Origin of the sequence: Nocardia sp. 2TAF39 (assembly GCF_052114905.1) — a bacterium.
In the GTDB taxonomy this organism is placed as follows: domain Bacteria; phylum Actinomycetota; class Actinomycetes; order Mycobacteriales; family Mycobacteriaceae; genus Nocardia.
The window spans coordinates 86054-108560 of sequence record NZ_JBFRFQ010000005.1 but is presented as its reverse complement, the minus strand read 5'-3'; the positions used below and the strand labels follow the sequence as shown (position 1 = coordinate 108560).

Sequence of the window (22507 nt, the reverse complement as noted above, 5' to 3'; positions counted from 1 at the left end):
CCCACGGGGGCAGATCATTAGCTCCGCCCGACGCGTTCAGCCGGACTCGGGTCCGGCTCGCACACACATCGAAGCAACTCACGCACCGCGGTGTGTGCCGCGCCGATCCTGATAGTCCACCGGTCCCCCGGGAGTTTCAACCGCACCACTTCGGTATGCCCGGGACCAGCCAGACCGAGATAGACGGTGCCCACCGGGTGTCCGTCCTGCGAATCGGGTCCGGCGACGCCGGTCAGCCCCACACCCCAGTCCGCAACGCACTTTGTCCGCGCGCCCACCGCCAACTGTTCCGCGGTGCTCGCCGCCACTGGACCCTCCGTCGCCAGCACTTCCGCCCCGACGCCCGCGAGGCTCTGTTTGAGGTCTGTGGCGTACACCACCAACCCGCCGCGCAGTACGGCGCTGGCGCCGGGGACTCCGGCGATGGTCGCGGTGAGCAAGCCCGCAGTGAGCGACTCCGCGGTCGCCACCGTCTGCCGCGCGGCAATCAGCGCCCGCACGAGGTCGGCGGCGGGCACGCCCGCGGTGAGTGGATCGGTCATGTGCCCCGCGCCCGCCCCGCCCCGCCCGCGAACCACACCCTCGCCGCTTGGCCGACATAGTCCAGCCCGGTCACGACAGTGAGTGCGACGGCCAGGTACATCAGCGCCATCCCGGCATCGGCGAACCAGCCCGACAGCGGCAGCAGCAGCACCGCGATCGCCAACGACTGTACGAGCGTCTTCAGCTTGCCGCCGCGTCCAGCGGGAATCACACCGCGCCGCACGACCATGAGCCGCAGCAGCGTCACGCCGATCTCGCGGCCGCAGATGATGATCGTGATCCACCAGGCCAGATCGCCGAGCACAGACAGGCCGATCACCGCCGACCCGATCAGCGCCTTGTCCGCGATGGGGTCGGCGAGCTTGCCGAAATCGGTGACCAGACCGTATTTGCGCGCCAGTTGCCCATCGAACCGATCGGTGATCGCGGCGAGGCCGAACAGCGCGGCGGCGGTGAACCGCCAACCGGTCTCGTGCCCTTCTCCAACGAACAGCGCGACGACGAACAACGGCACGATCGCGATCCGCAGCATGGTGAGGATGTTCGCGATGTTCAACAGCGGCACCGCGGTCTCGGCTTGGGCGAAACCGGGGCGCATCGGGCTCGGAGCGCTCCACGGACGGTCCATTTCGTCAGGTTGCACGCTCATGCCCCACCTTGCCCACGGTCGGCTCGGTCATGGCAGCCTCGTCATCCCGTCGCGCTGCCCGGCGCGATGCGGTGAGCGGAACGACTGGAGGTGCGACACACGTTCAGACTATCGGTAGCCCGGCCGACTACTGTGCACCCCATGACCTCTCGGGGACCATTAGGTGGTTCGACCAGCGACGCGTATCCGGGCGCGGCTCCTGCCGCGCAGACCTCCGTCCCGGCTGTCCGACGCGCGCGAACCTCCGACGTGCCCGAGATCAAGCGCCTCGTCGATGCCTACGCGGGCCGGATCCTGCTGGAGAAGAACCTGGTCACCCTGTACGAGGCGGTGCAGGAGTTCTGGGTCGCAGAGCTGGACGGCCGCGTCGTCGGCTGTGGCGCGCTGCACGTACTGTGGGCCGACCTCGGCGAGGTACGGACGGTCGCGGTACATCCCGACGTCAAGGGCTCCGGTGTGGGCAAGCTCATCGTGCGGCGCCTGATCGCGGTAGCCCGTGAAATCGAGCTGCAGCGGCTGTTCGTGCTGACCTTCGAGGTGGAGTTCTTCGGCAGACACGGGTTCGTCGAGATCGACGGCACCCCGGTCACCGCCGAGGTGTACGCGGAGATGTGCCGGTCCTACGACACAGGTGTCGCCGAGTTCCTCGATCTGAGCTATGTGAAGCCGAACACCCTCGGCAATACTCGAATGCTGCTGACGCTCTGAGTCCGTCTCTACAGGAAGCGATCCACCCGTGCCGATCTTCGCCGTCCACTACATCTACTCCGACAGCACCATCGCCGACCGCGACACCCACCGTCCCGAGCATCGGGCCTGGTTGGCCGGTCTGGTCGAATCCGGCAGCCTGCTGAGCAGCGGGCCGTACCCGGACGGGTCCGGCGCGCTGCTCATCTTCCGGTCGGACGACGCGGGACAGCTGAAGGAATTGCTGGCGCGGGATCCGTTCGCGCGGGAGGGCCTCATCGACGACGTCCGCGCGGTCGAATGGGTTCCCGTGCTGGGCGCCTTCGCTCCCTGATCACGGTGGACCACGCTTCCCGAGCTATTCACCGACCCGGCTGCGCGCCGATCCGCGGGTCCGGATCAGGCTCGCGCCCGTCGCGACGATCAGGATGACGAGGATGACACCCAACGAGACCGGCGTGGAGATCTCCGGGACGACGACGTGCGCACCGCCGTTGACGAACGGCAGCGTGTTTTCGTGCAGCGCGTGCAGCACCAGCTTCACGCCGATGAACGCGAGGATGGCCGCCAAACCGTAGGAAAGGTAGACCAGCCGGTCGAGCAACCCGCCGATCAGGAAGTACAGCTGCCGCAAACCCATCAGTGCGAACGCGTTCGCGGTGAATACGAGATAGGGCTCGTCGGTGAGGCCGTAGATGGCCGGGATGGAGTCCAGTGCGAACAGCAGGTCGGCGAACCCTATGGCCAGCAGCGCGAGCAGCAACGGTGTGATCGCGCGGCGTCCGTCGATCCTGGTGACCAGCTTGTCGCCGTCGTACTCGTCGGTGGTCGGCAGCATCCGCTTGGCCAGGGCGACGATGCGGCTGTCGCGCTGCTGCTCATGCTCGACCTCATGGCCGCTCTCCCGGATCAATGTGACGGCGGTGTAGACGAGAAAGAGGCCGAACAGATAGAACACCCAGCTGAACGCGCTGATCGCGGCCGCGCCGACGGCGATGAACACGCCGCGCATCACCAAGGCGATCACAATGCCGATCAGTAGCGCCTTCTGCTGGTAGATCCGCGGTACCGCGAAGGTGGACATGATGATCAGGAAGACGAACAGGTTGTCCACCGAGAGCGCCTTTTCGGTGACGAAGCCCGCGTAGTACTCGCCCGCGAACGTCGGTCCCCACTGCCAGGCGACGATCCCGCCGAAGGCCAGCGCCAGCCCGATGTACACAGCGGACCAGAATCCGGATTCCCGGAACGTCGGCTCGTGTGGCGTGCGGACGTGCGCGAAGAAGTCGAAGACGAACAAGCCGAGGATCACCGCGACGGTGATTCCCCATTCGAGTGCGGTTACCTGCATGCGGTAGGCCGATCGGCAGCTGATGTCATGACGTCCATAATGCCCGATTTGTCCGTTCACGTCTGCTTGCGGGGTGATTGCCGACCATACTTTCACAGGCGTTCACCCGGGCACTGGGGCCAGGGTTTGCGACGGCGACCGATGCGCCGTGCCGGTTGCGAGCATCGAGCAATGGGCAAGTACCGTCTCCGGGCTGCCATGAGCACGCGTCCCTCGATCTCGTCACCGCCTTCCGAACTCGTCGGACACCGCAGCGCCCAGAGAACACCCGCTCACGGTCGACCAACTGACGACTCCGGCAACGGATGGCACCCCACCCGAATACGGAAAACCCGCCCTCAGCGACCCCATCCGAACTCGGTAAGACTGAACCCAACGCCCGCTCCGGGACAGTATCGAGAAACAAAAGTCCTGTCTCCGAGCGGAAAAGCGGTTCACAAGACGAAAATTGGGTGTTAGCGTCGAATCGAGCGAAACAACGCGAAAGGCGAGAACGATGACGGGGACGGTGCGGCGACAGCAGTCGCTGAGCGGCGCCTGGCAGTCGTATCCCTATGCCTTGCTATCGATCTCGTCCGCCGGATATCGGCGGATGATCGTCCGGAGCGGCCCCTGACCCTGTCTTTCGCAGACCCGCAGATAGGGGTCACTCCGCGGCGAATTGCCAAGGGGTGACTCCTTTTCCGCGTATACGGGTGTAGCTCGACCAACACACCGACGGTCTCCGTAACGGTAGGTCGGGGGTTCGAGTCCCTGCGTCCGTAACACAGGCCGGTGGTTCGATCCCACTCACAGGTACGACACCGATCCCTCGTAGCCCAATCGGTAGAGGCGCCGGATCTAGGTTCCGGGAGATGCGAGTTCGAATCTCGCCGAGGGAACCATTCCGCGCTACGCGAGCACGCGCCCGTAGCTCGACCAGCAAGAGCACCGACCGAAGAGAGCGATCTGCCGATGGCACGAGCATTGGTACATGACAATCCCACCGAGGCACAACAATTACAGACGTTTGTGTCATCGAGAATGCGCTCGGCCGGCCGGCCGATGGGGTCGCCAGCGCATGCGGTCTGGGGCGGTTCCCGTCAGGTGGCCGACGCGCTCATGCCACGAGCCGAAACACTGGCGGCGGCAGGGACATCGGACGATCGAGTCCGCTCGTTCACGCACATACGGTGAAGTCGGCCCAGTCGTTCGGCCGACCGTCACAACGGCGGATCACTCCTCCGGCTCGCCGCCGGCACCGCCGCCGCGGATCGACCACAGCAACCCTTCCAGTTCATCGGGTTTGACGAGGACGTCGCGCGCCTTGGACCCCTCGCTCGGGCCGACGACGCCGCGGGTCTCCATGAGGTCCATCAGCCGCCCCGCCTTGGCGAAGCCGACCCGCAGCTTGCGCTGCAGCATGGAAGTCGACCCGAACTGCGAGGTGACGACGAGTTCCACCGCCTGGAGGAATACGTCGATGTCGTCGCCGATGTCGGGGTCGACGTCCTTCTTCTCGCCCGGCTTGGCGGCGGTCACGCCGTCTTGGTAGTCGGGTTCGGCCTGGTTCTTGGCGAAGTCGACGACAGCGTGGATTTCCTCGTCGCTGATGAACGCGCCCTGCAGACGCGTCGGCTTGCCCGCGCCCATCGGCAGGAACAATCCGTCGCCCATGCCGATCAGTTTCTCGGCACCGGGTTGGTCGAGGATGACGCGTGAGTCCGTCAGCGAGGAGGTGGCGAACGCCAACCGGGACGGCACGTTGGTCTTGATCAAGCCGGTGACCACGTCCACCGACGGGCGCTGGGTGGCCAGCACGAGGTGAATGCCCGCGGCACGTGCCTTCTGGGTGATCCGGACGATGGCGTCTTCCACGTCACGCGGAGCGGTCATCATCAGGTCGGCGAGCTCGTCGACGATGGCCAGGACGTACGGATAGGGCTTGTACACCCGTTCACTGCCCAGCGGCGCGGTGATCGCACCGGATTTCACTTTCTTGTTGAAGTCGTCGATGTGGCGCACTTTGTTCGCCTGCATGTCCTGGTAGCGCTGCTCCATCTCCTCCACCAGCCAGGCCAGCGCGGCCGCGGCCTTCTTCGGCTGGGTGATGATGGGTGTGATCAGGTGCGGAATGCCCTCGTAGGGGGTGAGTTCCACCATCTTCGGGTCGATCAGAATCATCCGGACCTCGTCCGGCGTCGCGCGCTGCAGCAGCGAGACCAGCATCGAGTTCACGAAGCTCGACTTACCCGAGCCGGTGGAACCGGCGACCAGCAGATGTGGCATCTTGGCCAGGTTCGCCGATACGAACTGGCCCTCGATGTTCTTGCCGAGCCCGATCACCAACGGGTGATGGTCGTTGCGGGTGGATGGTGCCTTGAGCACGTCGGCGAGACGGACCAGCTCGCGGTCGGCGTTGGGCACCTCGATGCCGACCGCGGACTTGCCTGGGATCGGCGCGAGCAGCCGGACGTTCTCCGTCGCGACGGCATAGGCGATGTTGCGGGCCAGCGCGGTGATCTTCTCGACCTTCACGCCCGGCCCGAGCTCCACCTCGTAGCGAGTGACCGTCGGGCCACGCACGAAGCCGGTGACCGCCGCGTCGATCTTGAACTGCACCAGTACCTCGGTGATCGCCTCGATCATCGATTCGTTGGCGGCGCTGCGCTTCTTCGGCGGGTCGCCATCGGTCAGCAGGGACAGCGGCGGCAGCGTGTAGTCTCCCTCGACCACACGGTCGGTGACGAATTCGAGCTGCTTCGGCGCAGCCGGTGTCTGATCCTCGGCCACCGCGGCCGGAGGTTGTTTCTTCGGCTTCGGCTTCGGCTTCGGCGCGGGCTCCTCGACCGCGATCGGCTTGGCGTCGCGCAGCGGCGGTTCGCCGAGCACCTCGGTGACGGCATCGGAATCGCCGAACTCGTCGGCCGGGTAGTTCTCGGCAGGCGTGCGGCCACGCCGTTTCGAGCCGGAGCGGTGCAACGGGAAGCCGTCGGCGTCATAGTCGCCCGGTTCGTATTCTCCGAATTCGCTGCCATACTCGCCGTATTCGTCGCCACCGATCGCGGTGCCGAGGTATCGGCGGAGCTTGTCAGGCACCTCCCGCACTGTCGTCCCGGTCACCAACAGCACACCGAAGACGATCGCCAGCAACAGGATCGGTACCGCGAGCCAGGCGGTCAAACCATCGGTGAGCGGCCCGCCCACCACGAAGCCGACGAAACCGGCTGCGCGAGAACGCCCGTGCGCATCGGTGGGTGCGCCGGCCGCGATGTGCCACAGACCCAGGATCGGCAGGCCGATCAGCAGCCCGCCGAGCACGAGCCGCGGGCGAATCTCGGGACGCGGCTCGGTGCGCATGAGGACGACGGCGATCCCGCAGGCAACGAAAGGCAATCCGGCCGAAGCCGACCCGGACACCGCGCGGATGACGTCCTCGACCCAGTGCCCGACCGGACCGCCCGCCGACAGCCACACTGCCGCCGCGATCACGGCGCTGAGCGCGATCAAGGCGAGCGCGATGCCGTCGCGGCGGTGTCCATGTTCGATCTCCCCGGCCCGGCTCAACGTCCGGGTGGTGGCGCCGACGGCGCGGGCAAGCATGGTCCAGCCGCTGCTGATGCCGCGCCCGAGCACCGCGAGCGGAGCTGTATTCGACTTGCGACGCACCGGGCGCCGGACCGGCGTGGTGCGCCTGCGTGGCGCCCCGGACGCGCGGGGCGTGGCCGCGCGAGACCCTGCCGTCGCCCTCCCCCGCGCCGATCCCGCCCGCGCCCGAGTCGTCGTGGTGCTGCGGGACTTACCTGCCATGGACCCAGGCTAGCCGCAAACGCCCCATCCGGACCATCCGCAACACTGGTATCGCCGGTCTCGGCTACACGCGAGACGGAATCAGACCGAGCGGTCCAGGCCGAGCACCGCACGGACCGCGTCGGCATCGCCGCTGGTTTCCAGCCGGACCTCGTCTCGTCCGAAGGCATGCAACAGGAGTTCCGACGGCTTGCCGGTCAATGTCACGACCACGCCGGACGCGGACCGGGCCACCACGCGCCTGCCGTCCTGCGTCCGCAGGGCGACCGTGACCGGCGCCTTGCGGTAGGTCATCGACGCCATCCTGCGCAGCTGCGACCACAGCTTGTCCTCGTCGGCGGCGGTCAGCTCGCGTGGCTGCCAGCCGGGCGCGGCGCGGCGCACGTCCTCGTGGTGCACGAACATCTCCGACAGATTGACTACCGCGTCGATCGGCCGCAGCGGCGACCACCACGGCGGACCGGTACACACCTGCTCCAGCAGCGCGGGAAACGGCTTGCTCGCCGCCTTCGTCTGCACGCGGTCGAGGTAGCCCGCGAACGGCTTCAGCAGGATGCCCGGTGCGGCATCGGGCCGCCGCTCGCGAACCACCAAGTGCGCGGCGAGATCCCGCACCGTCCACTCTCCACAGAGGGTCGGCGCCTCCGGCCCCGCGGATCGCATCGCCTCGACGAGCCCCTGACGTTCGCGCTGCGCCATAGTCACACCCTGAACATACTCACCTGAGCGCCCAACCGAAGGGCATGTCACCCAGGCCGCGTTTCGGTTTCGCGGTGACTCCTGTGCCGCTCGACGGCAGCTCGAGGTGCTGGAAGAGCGAAATCATGTTCTGTCGAGCCAGGAGTATTCGGTGCCGCCTGCCTGTGGGCATGCCATCGGGAGGCGGCAATGGCATTGCTCTGCATGGGAATTCGGAGTCCGCGAGGCTCCCGTCGGGCGACGGTGTCCTGGCACAGGGGCCGAGCGCAGGTCCTCGTCGCGTGAACGCGTACTCCCTACCCCGGGAATCTCCGGCTAGCGCAATGAGAGTCGGCTATGTACCTTGTCACTCGGTCCATCGGGTCGTGGACCTAATGACAAGAAGGGCAAACCCTCTGTGAAGAAGCTTGCTACCGGCGTGGCCATGCTGGCAGCGGCGGGTACCGCGCTGTCCGTCAGCGCACCTGCGGCGCACGCCTACACCAACAACTACGGCGCCATCGCGCTGTCCACCTCGACCGGGCTGATCGGGTACTCCTACGACTACCCGGATTCCGCCGCCGCAAAGCGACGCGCCATCAGCTCCTGCGGCGCGGCGGACTGCAGCTCGGTGCTCTGGTTCGCCAACGGCTGCGGAGCCGTGGCGTACTCCGGCGACAACGGCACTTGGAGCTGGGCATACGCCTCGTCGCGCCGCGCCGCGCAGAGCCGTGCCCTGTCCAACAACTATTCCGACGCTTACATCGTGCACTGGAACTGCACGTCCAACCACGGCTGATGTCCGGGATCCGAGTCGAAGGAAACATCGTGAAGCACCGCACTTTCCGGGCCGCCGTAGCCGTCGTTCTCACCGCGGCAGCCTGCTCGCTGTCCGCCTGCGCCTCCAATGACGACTCGCCGTCTCCGAGTACCAGCGCCAACGCCAGCAATACCCCAGGCGAACTGCAGGGCGGCTCGGACAACGGCGAAAAGGAGACCGGCTCCGCGCCGACCACCCCATCCTCGCCCGCGCTGGCCAAGCCCTCGGTACAGCAGCTGAACGAGCGGCTGCAGAAGGCGTTCGATCCGAACGTGCCGAACAAGGAGAAGATCAGCTGGATCCAGGCCGCCGAGCAGGATCCCTACCTGGTCGCCAACCTGGTCGACGCGGCGAAGAAGCAGAACGTCAAAGTCGAGGTCACCAATGTGGGCGACCCGAAGGACGGCAAGCTGAAAGCCGACGCGAAAGTCACCATCGACGGCACCCCGGTGGACAACGCCTTCATCCAGTTCGTCTCCGAGGGCGGCGAATGGAAGGTCGACCACACCTTCGCATGCAACATCGTCAAGAGCGCGAAGATCGAGTCCGCGGCCTGCCAGGAGTGACCGCGCCCGCCTGAACGGAAAAGCGCCGAACGGCCCAGCTGTCCGGCGCTTTTCGTCGTTCAGGGATCAGACGCCGATCACGGTCGGCACGATCATCGGGCGACGGCGATACTTGTCGGCCACCCAGCGACCGACCACACGGCGCACACCCTGCGCGATCCGGTGGGTGTCGGTGACACCTTCACCCGCCAGCCTCAGCAGTTCGATTTCCACCAGTTCCGCCGCGTCGATGAGCGCGGTCGGATCGTCGGAGAAGCCGCGTCCGCTGAGCTCGGGGGTGCTGACCGCCTTGCCGGTGGTTTCATCGATGGCGATGGTGATCGCGATGAAACCGCCCTCGCCGAGCACGAGCCGGTCCGACAACGTCGATTCACCGACGTCGCCCACGGAGAGCCCGTCGACGTACACGTGCCCGACTGTCACCCGGCCGACGATCGAGGCGATGCCATCGACCAGATCGACCACTACGCCGTCCTCGGCGAGGACTACCCGGTCTTCAGGCACACCCGTCGCCACGGCCAGGGCCGCGTTGGCGCGCAGATGCCGCCATTCGCCGTGCACCGGCATAGCGTTGGTCGGCCGCACCGCGTTGTACAGGTACAGCAGCTCGCCCGCCGAGGCGTGTCCGGAGACGTGCACCTTGGCGTTCTGCTGGGTGATCACCGTGGCTCCGAGCCTGGCAAGGCCGTTGACCACCGCGAACACCGAGTTCTCGTTGCCGGGGATGAGCGAGGAGGCCAGCACCACCAGGTCGTCGGCGCGGATGTTGATCTGGCGATGGTCGCCGCGGGCCATCCGCGACAGCGCCGACAGTGGCTCGCCCTGCGAACCGGTCGAGATCAGCACCAGCCGGTCGCCGGGCAGCGTCGCGGCGACGTCGAGGTCGACGACCACGCCGTCCGGCACGGTGAGATAACCAAGATCCTGTGCGATTTGCATGTTGCGGACCATCGAGCGGCCGACGAAACACACTCGCCGCCCGTACTTCTGGGCCACGTCGACCACCTGCTGGATGCGATGCACGTGACTGGCGAACGACGCGACGATCACTCGGTTGCGGGCCTTGCCGATCACGGTGTCCAGCACGCCACCGATCTCGCGCTCGGGCGTGACGAAGCCGGGCACCTCGGCGTTGGTGGAGTCCACCAGGAACAGGTCGACGCCCTCGTCGCCGAGGCGGGAGAATCCGGCCAGGTCCGTGAGTCGTCCGTCCAGCGGAAGCTGGTCCAGCTTGATGTCACCGGTGTGCAGGACGACACCGGCGGGTGTGCGGATGGCGACGGCGATCGCGTCGGGAATGGAGTGATTGACCGCGAAGTACTCGCAGCCGAACGGCCCGTGCGTGGTGTGCTGGCCCTCGGTCACCTCGACCAGCTTCGGATGCTGGCGGTGCTCCCGGCATTTCGCGGCGACCAGCGCGAGGGTGAAGCGTGACCCGACGACCGGTATGTCCGGCCGCAGCCGCAGCAGGAACGGCACCGCGCCGATGTGGTCCTCGTGTCCATGGGTGAGCACGACGGCAACCACGTCATCCATCCGGTCCTCGATGGGGCGGAAGTCGGGCAGGATCAGGTCGACACCGGGCTGCTGGTCCTCCGGGAACAGCACGCCGCAGTCGACGATCAGCAGCTTGCCGCCGTACTCGAAAACGGTCATGTTGCGGCCGATCTCGCCGATGCCGCCGAGGGCGAACACGCGCAGACCCTGCTTGGGCAGTGCGGGCGGGGCGCCGAGACGGTCGTGCGCGGCGACCGGATTCGGCGGCGGCGCGGGCGCTTCGGCACGCCCACGACCGGACTGCTGGCGTCCTCGTCCCGAACGCCGCGGCTGCCCGTCGCGCGGCGTGGGCTCCTGCTTCGCCTGCGTGGACTTCTTCGCCTTCTTCTCGGGCTGCACGGTGACTTCGGCCTGGACGGTCACCTCGGCGGAGGCCGCGCGCTCAGGCTGTTCGGCGCGCTTCGGCTGTTCGGCCGGCGCGGACGGTGCGGGCGCTCCCACGGCGCGGGAAGCGCCGCGGCGGGGGCGACGGGCCACAGGATCACTCATGAAATCACCCCGACCGTCCGCAGATCGGCGGCCAGCGCTTCCAGTTGTCGGGTGTCGGGCATCAACTGTGGCAGCCGCGGTTCACCGACCTCGATGCCGAGCAGCCGCAGCCCGCCCTTACTCATCGCGACGCCGCCGAGCCGCGCCATCGCCGCGTTCAGCGGCAGCAGCGTGGCGTTGATCTCGCGGGCACGGACCACCTCGCCGGCGGTGTAGGCGTCCAGTAGCGCACGCAACCGCTCAGGCACGAGATGCCCGATGACACTGATGAATCCGACAGCGCCGACCGAAAGCCAGGGCAGGTTGAGCGCGTCGTCGCCCGAGTAGAAGGTCAGGCCGGTGCTCGCGATGAGCTCCGCGCCCATGTTCAGGTCGCCCTTGGCATCCTTGACCGCGACGATGCGTGGATGCTCGGCAAGCGTCCGGATGGTGTCACTGGCAATCGGGACCACCGATCGGCCCGGAATGTCGTACAGGGTTACCGGCAGCTCGGTGGCATCCGCGACGGCGGTGAAGTGCGCGACCAAGCCCTCCTGGCTGGGGCGGGAGTAGTACGGCGTCACCACGAGCAAACCGTGCGCGCCCGCGCGCTGCGCGGTGCGCGCGAGCTCGATCGAGTGCGCTGTGTCGTAGGTGCCCGCCCCCGCGATCACGGTGGCACGGTCGCCGACGGCATCGACAACGGCGCGCAGCAGGTCTGCCTTCTCCGATTCGGTCGTGGTCGGCGATTCACCGGTGGTCCCCGAGATCGCAAGCAGGTCGACACCGCGGTCGACCAGGTGGGCCGCGAGCGCGACCCCGGCATCGACGTCGAGCTTGCCGTCGGCACTGAAGGGGGTCACCATCGCGACACCTACTGTGCCGGACGCGCGCAGCTCCGTTGGCGTCGATTCACCGTTCATCATGGTCAGAAAGGCTACCCGGTCTGGGACACGCCCTCGACACCCTCGTCGACGTTCGGATCTGCCCGGTCTGGCGATTCCGATATCACCCAGCACCGTGATGTCATTCCTACCCTTGTAGGACATCATAAATGACGTCACAATGATGTCATGGATTTGAACAAGTACACCACCCAACTGCGCGAGAACCTGGTCGCGGCCGGGGCGCTCGGCGACGAGAAGACCCAGGCCACGGCGGCAGCGCTGGCCTCGGCGACGGAAGGCTCGGCGCGGCTGGTGTTGCTCGCCGCGCTGTCCGAGCTCGCCACCGAGGTCGGTACAGCGCTCGGCGACCGAACGGTGCACGTGTCGGTCGACGGCACGGACGCCTCGATCGATGTGCGCAAGAGCACCGCAACCGACGAGCCACCGACGTTCGAGGAGATGACCGGCGACATCAGCCGCGTCACGCTGCGGCTGGTCGAGCAGATGAAGGCGCGCGCGGAAGAGGCTGCCGCACAGAGCGGTCAGTCGCTGAATTCGTGGCTGTCCGGCGCCGTGCACGGCGCGCTGCGTGACCAGATGCGGGGATACGGGTCCAAGCGCGACTCCTGACTTCGCGGCGCGGCCGAGCCGGCCATGTCACCTGCTACAGCAGCGGGGCGAGATTGCCGCGGTCACCGATCACCACCTCGTCGAGTTCGAGCCAGTCGGCCATCTCACGCAGCGCGCCGGTGAGTTCGTGCGCGGTGGCCGGGGTGTCGTACCCGGGTTCGGCGAACGCACCAGGCACCCAGAGGCGACCGGTCGCGCGTTCCGCGCGCAGGTCGACGCGACCGACGAGTTCGCCGTCGAGCAGGAACGGGAAGACGTAATAGCCGTGCACCCGTTTGTGTTCCGGGGTGTAGATCTCGATGCGGTAATGGAAGTCGAAGATCCGCTCGGTGCGAGCGCGGAAGAAGATCAGCGGGTCGAACGGGCACAGCAGCGCGGCACCCTCGACGCGGCGCGGCGTGGGCGCACCGGCCCGCAGGAAGCCGGGTTTGTCCCACCCCTCGACCGCCACCGGGATCAGCTCACCCGCGTCCACCAGGTCGGCGATGGCCGGTTCGGTTTGGGTGCGGTGCAGGCGGTAATAGTCGCGCAGGTCGGTCTCGGTACCGATGCCGTGCGCGGTGGCTGCGCGCCGCACCAGCTCGCGCACCGCGTCCTGTTCGGAAACGGTGCGCGCCAGCACGTCCGCCGGGATCACCCGCTCCGTGAGGTCGTAGTGCCTGGCGAACCCGACGCGTTCGGCCACGGAGAGGGAACCGGCGGCGAAAAGCTGCTCGCAAATCATCTTGGTGTCACTGAGATTCCACCAGGAACCCTTGGGGCGCGGCTTGTCCAGTTCGAGATGGCGCTCCACCTCACCGGCGGTGGCCGCTCCGACCTCGGTGATCACGTCGAGGATGTCCTTGCCCAGCGTGGGATTGCGCTCCACGACCTTGCGCATGCCGGACCAGCGCCCGTGCTCGTACTTCCTCATCCGCCAGCGCATCAGCGGCCAGTCCTCGACCGGAATGAGCGCGGCCTCGTGTGCCCAGTACTCGACCAGCGCACGCGGTCGCCGCACGCCGTTGCTCCACGCGGCCTGGTCGAGCAACGCGCGGTCGTAAGCCCCGATCCGGCTGAACACCGGCGCGTAGTGCGCTCGCACCACCGCGGACACCGAATCCAGTTGCAGCAGTTGGGTTCTGTCCAGCACCCCGAGCACCGACCGCCGGGTGACCCGTGCGGGCCTGCGCGCACCGAAACCCTGCGCCACCAACGCCGTTCGACGCGCTGCCGCCGCACTCATGTTCCGCATGAAGGGAACTTTGCCATGCGGGACCGACAGGTTTGTCGCGGCGGTGGGGCCGCCGATCGGCCTGCCGGTCCGCCGTGGACCGCGCTAGGTCGAGACGGTCACCACGCCCGCCGCGTCGATCTCGAGGCGTCGGTCTTGATTCGACGCCGTCGCAAGCACGGTGGCGAGAATGCGCCGGCCCACCGGCAGGACACGGACCGTGACCGACCCTTCGTTCGCGGCGTCCAATTCACGAGTGGCCGCTTCGATCACCTGCCGACGCACCCCGCGCGGGACGCCCGCGAAACCGCCGTCATCGAGCAGGACCACCTCCACACCGCGCGAGCGTGCCCCACGTGCAGCGCTGCTGAGCCGGTCGGTCACCAGCTGCGGCGCCCGAAGTGCATCGCGCAGTTCGGCTTCCAGGAGTCTGCACTGCTCGCGCTCCCCCGCGGTGAGCTCGTCGCCGTCGGCGATGCGTTCCAGGATCGGCCGCGCCACCGCATCAAGCCTGGCCAGCTGCCGGTTCCGTTCCCCGTTCTCCGCGGCCATACCGGCCTCCGCGGCGGCCCGCACGGTCGCCTCCTCGCGCAGCAGACGCAACGAACGCTGGGTCGGGCGCATAATGGCCGCGAACGACGACACCCCCGCGACCGTGGCGACCGGAACTATCGAGCCGACGACCACACCGAACCGCGGTCCAGCCACCACACCGACCACCGCGATCACCACACCGATACCCACGACACCGAGCCAGGCCGCGACCAGCCGTCCGCGCAGCACCAGCACCGCGAGCAGGTACGACGAGGCGAACGCCGTCCACACCTGCTTCGACCACCCGTGCTCCACGTCGAACGAGGTCAGGATGGTCGCCAGCGAACCGGAGGCGGCAACGAACACGGTTGCGGGCCAGGGCAGCGGATCCACCGGGACCACCAGCACCACGACCCCGGCCACCGCGAGCAGCGCCAGTGCGGCGATGGCGGCGCCCAGCGGTGATTCCGAAAAATTCCGAACCATGTACAAAACGATCGTCGCCTCGAGGATCATCAGGAACAGCCAGGCCGCCCGGTCGCGCAGGCCGAGCAGATCGCGCAGGCCGAACCACGTGTCCTGGTCAGCCATCGCGACCCCACGCCAGAGTCACAGTCGTACCCTCATCCGGCCGCGATTCCACGAATCCGGCACCGCCCGCGAGGCGGCGCATGCGGCCGAGGATGCTCACCGAGATGCCGAGCCGATCGGCGGGTACTTCACTCGGGTCGAAACCCGCGCCGTCGTCCCCGAACACCACGCGGATTCCGCCCGCACTGATCGTCACGGTGACGGTACGGCGCACCTCGCGGCCCGCGACGGTGGCGTGACGCAAGCTGTTGCGCGCGGCCTCGGCCAGCGCCGCGGCGATCGTGTTCGCGGCCTCCACCGGCAGGTGCAGATCATCGAAACCGGCCCAGCGCCGCGCGGTGAACCGGATGCCGGGGTTCACCTCGTGCACGGCCGAGCGCAGGAACCCGATCGCGGACTGCGCGTCCAGCCGGTCGGGTTCGACCTCGCCGACCCGGCATGCGTCGAGTTGTTCCAAGGTCCGCTCGGCCTGTCGGCGCAGCACCGGTGATTCGGTCCCGCCGCGCGAAGCGTCCAGCAGAGTCGAAAGCACCGCGTCGTGGATCAGCGCGGCGAAGCGTGCCCGTTCGCGCTCCCTGGCTGCCGCGCCCGCGACCGCCGCGGCCCGGCTGCTCTCTATCGCCGATTCGCGGTCGACTCGGTCGGCCGCGACCCTGGCATGGATAGCGCACCAGAGAAACAACGCGCTGAGCCCTGCTGCCCTGGCGAAATCGCCGAGCAGTGTGAGCACTGTGGTCTCCCGCAGCACGGACAGATTCGCGAGCGCACCGAGTGCGGCGCCGACCACCAGGTACGCAATGGCCAGCGGCGGACGCCAAGCGAGGACGGCCGCAAGGACACCCAGCGCGAGTACCCGGTACAGCCACACCGAGGCCCCCTCGGCGTCCGGCTGCGAATAGGCGAACGGGACCACCGCTATCGCAGCGACGAAACTCACGGCCGCCACACCAGCGACGTACTGGATAGCGCGACAACTCATTCCGACCGAGACGACCGCGAGCACCGGGAACAACCCGAAGGCCAGCACCACCTCGACCACCGTCCAGCCAAGCGGCACGAACCGGCTCTGGTCGGCGATCTCGGGTAGCTCGACGGTGGCGGCGATTACCCCCGCGATGCCGATGGCCAGACCGAGCCTGCGCAGAATGCGGTCGCCGGCGCTCTCGGACACCTTCTCCCTGGACACCACGACAACCCCGCGGCGCCAACGGCCCGCGCGGGGGCGGTCGAGCGGCATGGAGCGGGTGGGCCGCGAGGTGTCCAGCATGCTGGACGCGATCACCCGCGGGGATGCCGCTCGGGAACCGGTAGCCATCCGTCCTCCACCGCCCGCTTGTACAGATCGGTCTTGGTGGGCGCCGGACGCCCGGCGTCGGCGTACTTCTGCCTGATCCGGCCGAGGTAGTCGTTGACCGTCTGCTCGGACAAGCCGGTCAACCGCGCGACCCGGGACGCCTTCTCACCGGACGCGTACAGCGTGAGCACTTCTTCCTGGCGCGGGCTCAGACCCACATCGGACAATTGCGGGTCACCGTCGATGGCGGCCGCCCAGTCGGTGGTGACCACCTGTTCGCCGGAGGCCGCGCGGCGTACCGCGGCGACCACGGTCGGCACATCCTCGGACTTGCGCACCACGCCGAGCACACCGGCGCGCGCCGCGGAGCGCACCAGGAACGCGTTGTCCGCTCCGGTGAAAACCAACACCTCGATGCCTCGGTCACGTAGTGCGCGCACGTTGTCCTCGGGTGTAGACCCGTCGGCCAGTCGCAGATCGAGCACGACCAGGTTCAGCTTCGGCGCTTCATCGGCGGCGGTCAGCAGGTCCGGCACGGTGCCAGTGGCCAGCACCAGATCGAGATCGGGTTCCGGCGCAAGCATCGCGGCCAGACCGATCGCGACGGATTCGTGATCTTCGACCAATCCGATCCGGCGCGGTGCGTTCTCACCTCCTTCTGCCCACGTCACGTGACTCTCCAATCCCGAATACTCGTCCAAATCCTCACCGGAACAATCGCTGTGCCAGTATGCCGGGCCATCACTCGGAATGGTCGAACACCAGAAATCGGGGGCCGCCCCTTACTCCATGAGTCCCGCGGCCAGCGTCGCGCCCAGCTCCCAGCAACGCTGGATGTCCTCCTTGTCGGGCGGGCCCGCGACGACAACCGTCGCGGTGGCGCGCTCCCAGCCCAGGCCGGTCGTCACGCGCTCCACGCCGCGCTCCGCGCCCTCGGTGCCCTCGTTGCCGTGCAGGTAGAGCCCGTAAGGGCGGCCGCGGGTGGAGTCGAGGCACGGGTAGTAGAAGGTGTCGAACGCGTGCTTGAGCGCACCGCTCATGTAGCCCAGGTTCGCCGGGGAGCCGAGCAGGTACCCGTCGGCCGCCAGCACGTCCGGCGTGGTGACGGCCAGCGCTGCCCGGCGCACGACCTCCACGCCTTCGATCTCGGGGTCGGTGGCCCCGGAGACGACGGCCTCGAACATCGCCTGCATATGCGGGGACGGCGTGTGATGGATGATCAGCAACCGGGCCACAGTGCGATGGTATCGACCGCCGCGACGGTCAGGTGTCGCCGCGCTCGTGCCGCTCCAGCGCGACCGCCCGGCGCATCGTCTCCCTGGCTCTGGTGCGGTCGCCCGCGTAGTCGTAGGCGCGTGCGAGCCGGTAGGAGACACGCCAGTTGTCCGGGTCGGCTTCCCATTCCGCCTTGATCTTCGCGAACAGCGCGTCGGCGGCCTCGCGCTCGATGCGGCCGGACGGGCGGTGCGGCAGCTGCGAGGTGTCGAGCTCGAGACCCTCCTCGTGGATGCGCCGGGCCAGATGCTGATGCGCGAGGCCCGCGCGCACGGTCGCCGCGACAATCCAGACACCCAGGAGTGGCAGGATCAGCACGCCGACGCCGATGACGATCGCCGCGATGTCGCCGGAACCGATCAGGCTGAACGCGATGCGGCCGAGCAGCAGGAAGTAGAAGCCGAGCACCAGCACCAGTGCGGCGATCGGCGCGACAACCTTGACGATTTCCTTGCTCTGCCCGTTCGGGACCGGTTCCGCGCTGCTCACAGGTCCAGGAACGGGTCGAGTCCGACGGTGAGACCCGGACGGTTCGCGATCTCACGCACGGCGAGAAGCACGCCGGGGGCGAAGGACGAGCGGTCGATCGAGTCGTGCCGGATGGTGAGGGTCTCCCCCTGGGTGCCGAACAGGACCTCTTGGTGCGCGACCAAACCGGCCAGCCGGACCGAGTGCACCCGCACCCCGTCCACGTCGGCGCCGCGCGCGCCGTCCAGTTCGGACGTCGTCGCGTCGGGGCTGCGGCCGACGCCCGCCTTGTCGCGGGCGGCGGCGATCAGACCCGCAGTGCGGTAAGCAGTGCCCGACGGTGCGTCCGCCTTGTTCGGATGGTGCAGTTCGATGACCTCGACCGACTCGAAGAACCGGGCGGCCTGCTCGGCGAAACGCATGGACAGCACGGCGCCGATGGCGAAGTTCGGGGCGATCAGCACGCCGGTTGCCCGGCGGTCGGCCAGCCAGCCGCGCACTTCCGCCAGGCGGGCCGCATCGAACCCGGTGGTCCCCACCACCGCGTGAATGCCGTGGTCCACCAAGAACTTCAGATTGCCCATCACCACGTCAGGGTGAGTGAAGTCAACCACCACCTGGGCGCCGGCCGCGGTGAACCGGTCGAGGGAATCGTCCTTGTCGACGGACGCGACCAGGTCCAGATCGGCCGCTGCGTCCACCGCCGCGCAGATCGCCTGTCCGACTTTGCCGCGCGCTCCGAGCACTCCGACCCGAATGGTCACCGCACCTCCTCATTCCGCTTCGGTTCGTGTCAGCCTATCGACCGCGCCGGGGTGTCGGTCGGTTGACCTGCGCTCGGCGCGCACGCCATGTTCTCCGCCATCCGCCGCAGCACCCGCATGGTCTCCGCGTACTGCTCGTCGGTGATCCCCTCGACCATCCGTCGCCGCCGCTCCCCGATCCGGACCCATGCCTGATCATGCGTGACGCGTCCTGCCTCGGTCAGCGCCAGCATGCCCGCATCGTCGGCTACCCACCCTCGGTCCGTCACGTCGGCCAGTTCCCCGCCCCATTCGGAGTCGTGGGTCCAGAACGCGTCGAGTGCGTCCCTGACGTCGTCGGCGCGCTGCGGCCCGTCTGCCAGTGAGTGCAGCATCTGCCAGTGCCTGCGGCTCAGTTCACCCGCGGCGAGGTCCTCGTCGAAGCGCTCGCTGATCAGTCGATCGAGTTCCACGAGCCAGTACCCGATCGGGCGCTGAATAGCCATCTCCACTCCTAATCAATGTCATTGGACAATTACATGTATTCTTACATAGATTTCGGAGGCGTGGCAGAGTGATCGAATGGACCAGCACGATGCGATCACCGTGGCCGTGGAAGCGGCCATGGTCCGGATTCGGCGCAGGCAGACCCGCGGTGCATTGGGAGGCGGCCGGACCATACCGGTCGCCGTGTTCCGCGTCCTCGATGCTGTCGCCGACGGCGACGCCGTCACGGTCGGAACGCTGGCCCCGACGCTCGGCGTCGACCAGCCGCGCGCGAGCCGCCTGGTGGCCCAGGCGGTTTCCTCCGGGCTGCTGGAACGGGTCGCCGATCAGCGCGACGGACGGCGCGCCGTCCTGCGCCTCACTCCCGGTGGACGCGACGCCGTGACGGACGCCAAAAGGGGACGCCGTTCCGCCATGGCCGCCGCCATGGCGGACTGGACACCCGTTGAGCGTGCCGAATTCGCACGCCTGCTCGAGCGGTTCGTCGACGCGATGGACCGACCCACCGCCTGACGGCAGGCCCATGGGAACGGCTCGACCGAGAGGATTCCTACCGCGCGGCCAGACGGTTCGGGTCCGAGGTGACCGTCTTACTGCCCAAAGCAGCGCCCCCAAGTGCCCCGAAAGGTCAGCACACCGGAACCGATCCGAGGTCGAGCTACCACCAGCACCGGACGGCGCGAGGCCACGGGACCCACTCCACCCGCCGGGGCCGAACCCCGACCCAGGGCCGCTTACCGCCTCAATCGAAGATGATCACCTGACGCAACGCGTGACCCGCGGCGAGTTCGTCCATGGCGCGATTGATTTCGTCGAGGCCGATGTGGGCGGAGACGAGCCGCTCGACCGGGAGGCGGCCCGAGCGCCACATATGGACGTACTCGGGAATGTCGCGGGAGGGAACGGCGGAGCCGAGGTAACTGCCGACGATCGAGCGCCCCTGGGCGACCAGGGCCAGTGGCGAGATACTGGCACGCGCGCCGGGAGCCGGGAGGCCGACGGTGACGGTAGTACCACCGGGCGCGGTCGCCGCCACCGCGGTCTCGAAGGCGCGGATATTGCCCGCGGCCTCGACCACCACCTCCGCCTGCACACCGAGTTCGGTGACCTCGGCCGGGGTGTACACCGCGTGAGCACCCAATTCTCGTGCGAGGGCGAGCTTTTCGGGAATGGTGTCGACCGCGATGACCTCGTGCCCTTCCGCCGCAAGTGAGATCGCGACGAGCACTGCCGCCATGCCGACACCGCCGAGACCGACCACCATGATCCGGTCCCCCGGTCCCGGCTTCGCCGAATTCAGCAGGGCGCCACCACCGGTCAGCACGGCACACCCGAGCACGGCGGCGACCTCTGGCGGCACATCGTCATCGACCGGCACCACCGACCTCCGGTCGACAACCGCATGGGTGGCGAAGGCCGACACACCGAGATGATGGTGCACCTCGGCGCCGTCCCGGATCAGCCGCCGCCCGCCGCCGAGCAGTTCGCCCGCATTGTTGGCGACGCTGCCCGGCACACACGGCGTCCGCCCCTCCGTCGCGCAGCCCGCGCAATCCCCACAGCGCGGCAGGAAGGTCATCACGACGCGCTCTCCGACCCCGATATCGCTGTCGCCGGGACCGATCGCCTCGACCCGCCCTGCGGCCTCGTGTCCGAGCAGCATCGGCACCGGCCGCACCCGGTTACCGTCCACCACGGACAGGTCCGAGTGGCACAGCCCCGCCGCTTCGATCCGAACCAACAGCTCACCCGGCCCCGGTTCGCCCAGCTCCAGCTCGCATACGGTGATCGGCGCCGACTCGGCGAACGGCACCGGCGCCGCGATCCGCTCCAGTACTGCCCCACGAATCTTCATAGTGCATTTTTGCACTGTGTTTTTGGCCGCGCGGGCGCGGCGTGTTCGCGGCCCCCTTTTGGCTCGCGTCCGAGCGGCCGACGCTGGCGACTGCGTCGCGGACGCGTCGACCGCTCGGACGCGAGCCGGGCCGCGAACAGAAAATGCTCGATCTCGCTTCGCTCGGAAACGGCAGCGGGGCCGACGTGGTCGCAGCGGGTGGCGAAGGCGGCAAAGGTTTGTCCGCTTTTCACGCTGGGTGTTCACGCCCCTACGTGGCTCATCTGCGAAGCCGCCAACGCTGACAACTACGTCACGCACGCCGCGGACTCTCACACGCGAGCCGGGCCACGAACAGAAAAATGCTCGATCTCGCTTCGCTCGGAAACCGCAGCGGGCCGACGTGGTCGCAGCGGGTGGCGAAGGCGATATCGGTTTGTCCGCTTTTCACACTGGGTGTTCACGCCCCCTACCTGGCTCATCTGCGAAGCCGCCAACGCTGACAACTATGTCACGCACGCCGCGGACTCTCACACGCGAGCCGGGCCACGAACAGAAAAATGCTCGATCTCGCTTCGCTCGGAAACGGCAGCGGGGCCGACGTGGTCGCAGCGGGTGGCGAAGGCGATATCGGTTTGTCCGCTGCATACCGGCTGCTGACAGACAGTTGACCGCCGCTGGCGACTTCGTCGCGGCGCGTCGCTACTCGGATGGGCACTGGCGCTCTCCGCCAGAACGGTGCTATTTTCTTCGATCGTGACGGTGCTCCCGTTGGCCGCCTTGTACCGAGCCCGGGGTCGGGATCGTCACGACCAGAGGAGAAATTCCACTGTCTGTACAGTTCAATCACACCGTTGTCGGTTGTCGCGACAATCGGGTGTCCGCCGAATTCTGGGCGGACATCCTAGGATTGGAAATCGGAACACCCTGGGGGCCGTTTATTCCGGTTCTCCTGGATAACGGTGTCACGCTCGACTTCGCGAACGTGCCGCCACACATCACCGAAATCCAACCCCAGCATTACGCATTCCTGATCTCCGAGACCGAGTTCGACACGGCCTACACCAAGATCCGGCGCTACAGGCTGGAGCATTGGGCCGATCCCCGCCAACAGGGGGTCGGCGAGATCAACCACAACGACGGCGGTCGCGGCGTCTATTTCCTCGACCCCAGCGGTCATTTCCTGGAATTGATCACTGTCCCGTACGGCGGCTGGCCGACGTAACGACGAGGGGCGGCGTCCGCGTGGCGCCGACCCCGCGTTCGGCATCCGCCTCAGGCGGGGCGAAACCGACGTGTCGGCCGACTGGCCGTGCTATCCAGACTGGTCCGGCCGGTGTCCGGGACGTCTCGATCGGCGCCGGAATCCGGGCCACCACCCCGAGTCCTGTTGCGGTGTCGCTGAACTCGGGGCGCCTCGGCA

Annotated in this window: 23 protein-coding genes and 1 tRNA gene; 8 read left to right on the top strand and 16 right to left on the bottom strand. The window is 67.8% G+C overall.

Features of this window, described 5'->3' with window-relative positions; all coding sequences use genetic code 11:
• Positions 1-17: 17 nt before the first annotated feature.
• Positions 18-542, bottom strand: a complete 525-nt coding sequence (locus AB4Z47_RS05110) for a CinA family protein (protein ID WP_441948209.1) — start codon at positions 540-542, stop codon at positions 18-20.
• Positions 539-1192 (bottom strand): CDP-diacylglycerol--glycerol-3-phosphate 3-phosphatidyltransferase, encoded by a 654-nt coding sequence (gene pgsA, locus AB4Z47_RS05105; RefSeq protein WP_441948207.1) that lies wholly within the window; start codon positions 1190-1192, stop codon positions 539-541. Before pgsA ends, AB4Z47_RS05110 begins: the two co-directional genes overlap by 4 nt.
• 141 nt (positions 1193-1333) lie before the next feature.
• Between pgsA and AB4Z47_RS05100 the strand changes: the two genes are divergently transcribed.
• Positions 1334-1900: an amino-acid N-acetyltransferase gene (locus AB4Z47_RS05100; RefSeq protein WP_441948205.1), complete on the top strand. Its 567-nt coding sequence runs from the start codon at positions 1334-1336 to the stop codon at positions 1898-1900.
• 28 nt (positions 1901-1928) lie between these two features.
• On the top strand, positions 1929-2213 hold the full coding sequence (locus tag AB4Z47_RS05095) for a YciI family protein (protein ID WP_441948203.1): 285 nt from the start codon (positions 1929-1931) through the stop codon (positions 2211-2213).
• 24 nt (positions 2214-2237) lie between these two features.
• On the opposite strand, the gene AB4Z47_RS05090 is transcribed toward AB4Z47_RS05095, so the two are convergent.
• Positions 2238-3230: a TerC family protein gene (locus AB4Z47_RS05090; RefSeq protein WP_441948307.1), complete on the bottom strand. Its 993-nt coding sequence runs from the start codon at positions 3228-3230 to the stop codon at positions 2238-2240.
• Between the two features lie 807 nt (positions 3231-4037).
• Between AB4Z47_RS05090 and AB4Z47_RS05085 the strand changes: the two genes are divergently transcribed.
• A tRNA-Leu gene (locus tag AB4Z47_RS05085) sits at positions 4038-4114 on the top strand.
• 331 nt (positions 4115-4445) lie between these two features.
• Here AB4Z47_RS05085 and AB4Z47_RS05080 read toward each other — a convergent pair.
• Positions 4446-7019, bottom strand: coding sequence for a DNA translocase FtsK 4TM domain-containing protein (locus tag AB4Z47_RS05080; protein WP_441948202.1), 2574 nt, complete (start codon positions 7017-7019; stop codon positions 4446-4448).
• A gap of 81 nt (positions 7020-7100) precedes the next feature.
• Positions 7101-7724 carry a TIGR03085 family metal-binding protein gene (locus AB4Z47_RS05075; RefSeq protein WP_441948200.1) on the bottom strand — a complete coding sequence of 208 codons (624 nt, stop codon included), beginning with the start codon at positions 7722-7724 and terminating at the stop codon, positions 7101-7103.
• 391 nt (positions 7725-8115) lie between these two features.
• On the opposite strand from AB4Z47_RS05075, the gene AB4Z47_RS05070 reads away from it, so the two are divergent.
• Positions 8116-8496: a DUF4189 domain-containing protein gene (locus tag AB4Z47_RS05070; protein WP_441948198.1), complete on the top strand. Its 381-nt coding sequence runs from the start codon at positions 8116-8118 to the stop codon at positions 8494-8496.
• Between the two features lie 29 nt (positions 8497-8525).
• A complete protein-coding gene (locus tag AB4Z47_RS05065; RefSeq protein ID WP_441948197.1) occupies positions 8526-9083 on the top strand; it encodes a hypothetical protein in 558 nt (185 codons plus the stop codon).
• A gap of 66 nt (positions 9084-9149) precedes the next feature.
• Here the strand turns inward: AB4Z47_RS05065 and AB4Z47_RS05060 are convergent, their stop codons facing one another.
• Positions 9150-11129 carry an RNase J family beta-CASP ribonuclease gene (locus AB4Z47_RS05060; RefSeq protein WP_441948196.1) on the bottom strand — a complete coding sequence of 660 codons (1980 nt, stop codon included), beginning with the start codon at positions 11127-11129 and terminating at the stop codon, positions 9150-9152.
• Positions 11126-12034 carry a 4-hydroxy-tetrahydrodipicolinate synthase gene (gene dapA / locus AB4Z47_RS05055; RefSeq protein WP_441948194.1) on the bottom strand — a complete coding sequence of 303 codons (909 nt, stop codon included), beginning with the start codon at positions 12032-12034 and terminating at the stop codon, positions 11126-11128. The genes AB4Z47_RS05060 and dapA overlap by 4 nt, the downstream gene beginning before the upstream one ends.
• Positions 12035-12181: 147 nt before the next feature.
• Between dapA and AB4Z47_RS05050 the strand changes: the two genes are divergently transcribed.
• Positions 12182-12625: a hypothetical protein gene (locus AB4Z47_RS05050; protein WP_441948192.1), complete on the top strand. Its 444-nt coding sequence runs from the start codon at positions 12182-12184 to the stop codon at positions 12623-12625.
• 34 nt (positions 12626-12659) lie between these two features.
• On the opposite strand, the gene AB4Z47_RS05045 is transcribed toward AB4Z47_RS05050, so the two are convergent.
• From AB4Z47_RS05045 to AB4Z47_RS05010, 8 genes are all read right to left on the bottom strand, one after another.
• A complete protein-coding gene (locus AB4Z47_RS05045) occupies positions 12660-13859 on the bottom strand; it encodes a winged helix-turn-helix domain-containing protein (protein WP_441948190.1) in 1200 nt (399 codons plus the stop codon).
• A gap of 84 nt (positions 13860-13943) precedes the next feature.
• Positions 13944-14963, bottom strand: coding sequence for a hypothetical protein (locus AB4Z47_RS05040; protein WP_441948188.1), 1020 nt, complete (start codon positions 14961-14963; stop codon positions 13944-13946).
• Positions 14956-16278 (bottom strand): ATP-binding protein, encoded by a 1323-nt coding sequence (locus AB4Z47_RS05035; protein WP_441948186.1) that lies wholly within the window; start codon positions 16276-16278, stop codon positions 14956-14958. The genes AB4Z47_RS05040 and AB4Z47_RS05035 overlap by 8 nt, the downstream gene beginning before the upstream one ends.
• Positions 16242-16928, bottom strand: coding sequence for a response regulator transcription factor (locus AB4Z47_RS05030; protein ID WP_441948185.1), 687 nt, complete (start codon positions 16926-16928; stop codon positions 16242-16244). Before AB4Z47_RS05030 ends, AB4Z47_RS05035 begins: the two co-directional genes overlap by 37 nt.
• 111 nt (positions 16929-17039) lie before the next feature.
• Positions 17040-17492 (bottom strand): flavodoxin family protein, encoded by a 453-nt coding sequence (locus AB4Z47_RS05025; RefSeq protein WP_441948184.1) that lies wholly within the window; start codon positions 17490-17492, stop codon positions 17040-17042.
• A gap of 28 nt (positions 17493-17520) precedes the next feature.
• Complete coding sequence (locus AB4Z47_RS05020) at positions 17521-18021, bottom strand: hypothetical protein (RefSeq protein WP_441948182.1); 501 nt, start codon at positions 18019-18021, stop codon at positions 17521-17523.
• Entirely contained in the window at positions 18018-18764 is a 747-nt protein-coding gene (dapB, locus tag AB4Z47_RS05015) for a 4-hydroxy-tetrahydrodipicolinate reductase (protein WP_441948180.1), read from the bottom strand. The genes AB4Z47_RS05020 and dapB overlap by 4 nt, the downstream gene beginning before the upstream one ends.
• A 29-nt stretch (positions 18765-18793) precedes the next feature.
• Positions 18794-19249 (bottom strand): hypothetical protein, encoded by a 456-nt coding sequence (locus tag AB4Z47_RS05010; protein ID WP_441948179.1) that lies wholly within the window; start codon positions 19247-19249, stop codon positions 18794-18796.
• A 76-nt stretch (positions 19250-19325) separates the two neighbouring features.
• Here AB4Z47_RS05010 and AB4Z47_RS05005 point away from each other — a divergent pair, with 76 nt between their 5' ends.
• Positions 19326-19763: a MarR family winged helix-turn-helix transcriptional regulator gene (locus AB4Z47_RS05005; protein WP_441948177.1), complete on the top strand. Its 438-nt coding sequence runs from the start codon at positions 19326-19328 to the stop codon at positions 19761-19763.
• Between the two features lie 229 nt (positions 19764-19992).
• On the opposite strand, the gene AB4Z47_RS05000 is transcribed toward AB4Z47_RS05005, so the two are convergent.
• Positions 19993-21105, bottom strand: a complete 1113-nt coding sequence (locus tag AB4Z47_RS05000; RefSeq protein WP_441948175.1) for an alcohol dehydrogenase catalytic domain-containing protein — start codon at positions 21103-21105, stop codon at positions 19993-19995.
• An 808-nt stretch (positions 21106-21913) separates the two neighbouring features.
• Here AB4Z47_RS05000 and AB4Z47_RS04995 point away from each other — a divergent pair.
• Positions 21914-22309 carry a VOC family protein gene (locus AB4Z47_RS04995; protein WP_441948305.1) on the top strand — a complete coding sequence of 132 codons (396 nt, stop codon included), beginning with the start codon at positions 21914-21916 and terminating at the stop codon, positions 22307-22309.
• Positions 22310-22507: the final 198 nt, after the last annotated feature.